3 protein-coding genes are annotated in these 3,203 nt (G+C 57.7%); 1 reads left to right on the forward strand and 2 read right to left on the reverse strand.

What is annotated here, in order from left to right; genetic code table 11:
* A partial coding sequence (locus tag VGP75_RS05280) for a hypothetical protein (RefSeq protein WP_327542652.1) occupies nt 1–343 on the reverse strand: 343 nt, incomplete at its 3' end.
* A 107-nt stretch (nt 344–450) separates the two neighbouring features.
* Between VGP75_RS05280 and uvrB the strand changes: the two genes are divergently transcribed.
* On the forward strand, nt 451–2,658 hold the full coding sequence (gene uvrB, locus VGP75_RS05285) for an excinuclease ABC subunit UvrB (RefSeq protein WP_327542653.1): 2,208 nt from the start codon (nt 451–453) through the stop codon (nt 2,656–2,658).
* 20 nt (nt 2,659–2,678) lie between these two features.
* On the opposite strand, the gene VGP75_RS05290 is transcribed toward uvrB, so the two are convergent.
* Nucleotides 2,679–3,203 (reverse strand): hypothetical protein (locus VGP75_RS05290; RefSeq protein WP_327542654.1); only part of this gene is annotated, 525 nt, incomplete at its 5' end.

The raw sequence follows: 3,203 nt of genomic DNA on the forward strand, positions 1-3,203 counted from the left end.
AGGACGCGGGGCGATCAGTATAGCTCTGCACATCCACACCAAGACCACACTGTACGGCCAGCGGCGCACCGCGGGTCATGTCACAGCGGATATTTCCCGAAGGCGACTGGAAGGCAATATCGGCATCAGCCGCGCCAATACCGCCGCAGACAGCCAGCACAATCGCCAGGACATGGCGGCGCTCAGGGAATGACAATACAATACTCTTCACACCGAAAGAGTTAACATGATCATGGGGCGAGTCAAAACTCACACTATTGCGACCAAAGGTCAGGCGGCGGATCGGAAACAGTGCGGCACAGATCACCGCCTCTGTTACAATCGCGCAAGCCGCATCATGCAAGTGGCACCTTTGCGACAGGACAGTCCTGACACATCCTGTCAGGAGCCACCCTTGAACCCTCCCCCAAACACATCAACTATAGGCGTAACCCCAAAGGACCGATCCAAATGGCCTACGCCCAGACCGACAAACGCGAGATTGACCAGTTCCTCGCCAACCCCGCCCCCGACGTCAAAACCCGCGAAAAGCTGGAAGGCGGCAAGCAATTCGTGCTGAAAACCGAGTTTGAACCGGCAGGCGACCAGCCCACCGCGATTGCCGAACTCAGCGCCGGGATCTTGGCAGGTGAACGCGATCAGGTGCTCTTGGGGGCCACGGGTACGGGCAAAACCTTCACTATGGCCAAAATGATCGAGGAAACCCAGCGCCCCGCGATCATCCTTGCGCCCAACAAAACCCTCGCAGCCCAGCTTTACGGCGAATTCAAAGGGTTCTTCCCCGACAACGCCGTTGAATATTTCGTGTCCTACTACGACTACTACCAGCCCGAGGCCTACGTCGCCCGCTCGGACACCTACATCGAGAAAGAATCCCAGATCAACGAACAGATTGACCGGATGCGCCATTCGGCCACCCGCGCGTTGCTAGAACGGGACGACGTGATCATCGTGGCCTCGGTGTCGTGCATCTACGGGATCGGCTCGGTCGAAACCTATGGCGCGATGACGCAGGATATCCACGCAGGTAACGATTATGACCAACGCCAGATCATCGCCGACCTGATCGCCCAACAATACCGGCGCAACGATGCCGCCTTCCAGCGCGGCACCTTTCGCGTGCGCGGCGACAGTTTAGAGATTTGGCCTGCCCACCTGGATGACCGTGCATGGAAACTCTCGTTCTTTGGCGAAGAACTGGAAGCCATCACCGAATTCGACCCGCTGACGGGCGAGAAAACGGGCAGCTTCGACAAGGTGCGCATCTACGCCAATTCGCACTACGTGACCCCGAAGCCAACGATGCAGCAGGCCATCATCGGGATCAAAAAGGAACTACGCATGCGGCTCGACCAACTGGTCGCTGACGGCAAGCTGCTTGAGGCACAGCGGCTGGAACAACGCACCAACTTTGATCTCGAAATGCTCGAGGCGACAGGTGTCTGCAACGGGATCGAGAACTACTCGCGCTACCTCACAGGCCGCGCACCGGGCGAGCCACCGCCCACGCTTTTTGAATTTATCCCCGACAATGCCATCGTCTTTGCCGATGAAAGCCATGTCTCTGTCCCGCAAATCGGCGGCATGTACAAAGGCGACTACCGGCGCAAATTCACGCTGGCCGAACATGGCTTCCGCCTGCCCTCCTGCATGGATAACCGCCCGCTGAAGTTCGAGGAATGGGACGCCATGCGCCCGCAATCCGTCTTCGTCTCGGCCACCCCTGCGGCGTGGGAGCTGGAACAGACCGGCGGTGTCTTCACCGAACAGATCATCCGCCCCACCGGCCTGATTGATCCGCAGATCGAAATCCGCCCCGTCGATATGCAGGTTGACGATCTGCTTGACGAGGTCCGAAAAGTTGCCGCCGACGGCTATCGCACGCTGGTGACGACGCTGACCAAACGGATGGCCGAAGACCTGACCGAATACATGCACGAACAGGGCATCCGCGTGCGCTATATGCACTCGGATATCGACACGATCGAGCGGATCGAAATCCTGCGCGACCTGCGGCTTGGCGCCTTCGACGTGCTGATCGGGATCAACCTGCTGCGCGAGGGGCTCGACATCCCCGAATGTGGGCTGGTGGCGATTTTGGATGCGGATAAAGAAGGCTTCCTGCGCTCTGAAACGTCCCTTGTCCAAACCATCGGCCGCGCCGCGCGCAACGCCGAAGGCCGCGTGATCATGTACGCCGACCGGATCACCGGTTCGATGGAACGCGCGATGAAGGAAACCGAACGCCGCCGCGTCAAACAACTTGCCTACAACGAGGCCCACGGCATCACCCCGATGACGGTCAAAAAGAACGTCGAGGATATTCTGGCGGGCCTCTACAAAGGCGACGTCGATATGAACCGCGTCACCGCCAAAGTCGACAAACCGATGGCAGGGGCAAACCTTGCCGCCGTGCTGGACGGGCTGCGGCACGACATGCGCAAAGCCGCCGAAAACCTTGAATTCGAAGAGGCGGCACGCCTGCGCGACGAGGTGAAACGGCTGGAAACCGTCGAACTCACGATCTCCGACGACCCACTGGCACGGCAACAGGCGGTGGAGCGCGCAGTCGACGACGCGCAGAAGGCGTCAGGGCGGAGTACGGGTGGCCGAGGCGGCATGCGCGGTGGGAAAAGCAGGTATGGGGGGAAGCGGTGATCGATAGCTTCTCCCAATGACTACGCTTCTATTTGTTGTTCCTGCTGCTGTTCTATCACGGCCCTGAACTCTCTTTCGATCTCCTTTGACCGATTTTTTGCGTCCTGCAGTTGGTTACGATATGATAAAACACGCATTTCTTGAAGATATGAGTAGTGTCCCACATTGAACTCAATAGGCGGCAAATCCTCATAAACTGGGGTAGTAATTCCCAATAACCGAAGTTCGCGGTAAAGGGCTTCTAGCTCGAGTTTCTTAAGGTGATGCTTCTTACTAAAATCGTATTCACCTTCTTCATCGCGCAGTGAATCAAGCCAACCTTTCTCGGCCGTCTCAAGGTCAGAGTGTAGCTGGCCGAATAATTGATCTTTGCCTTGCCTTTTTCGATCCAGAAACGACATGGCATGATGGAGCCATGCGCCTAAAGCAACGCCGACCAACCCGCCCGTTATCCAGGGAAAAGCTGTCTTGCCAACAATCGCGGTAAGCCAATTGCCGAGGGGATCATCCATTGGCTCTGGTTGAGCATGCAATCCCATCGCTGC

The organism is Yoonia sp. (assembly GCF_036007805.1).
Lineage (GTDB): Bacteria > Pseudomonadota > Alphaproteobacteria > Rhodobacterales > Rhodobacteraceae > Yoonia.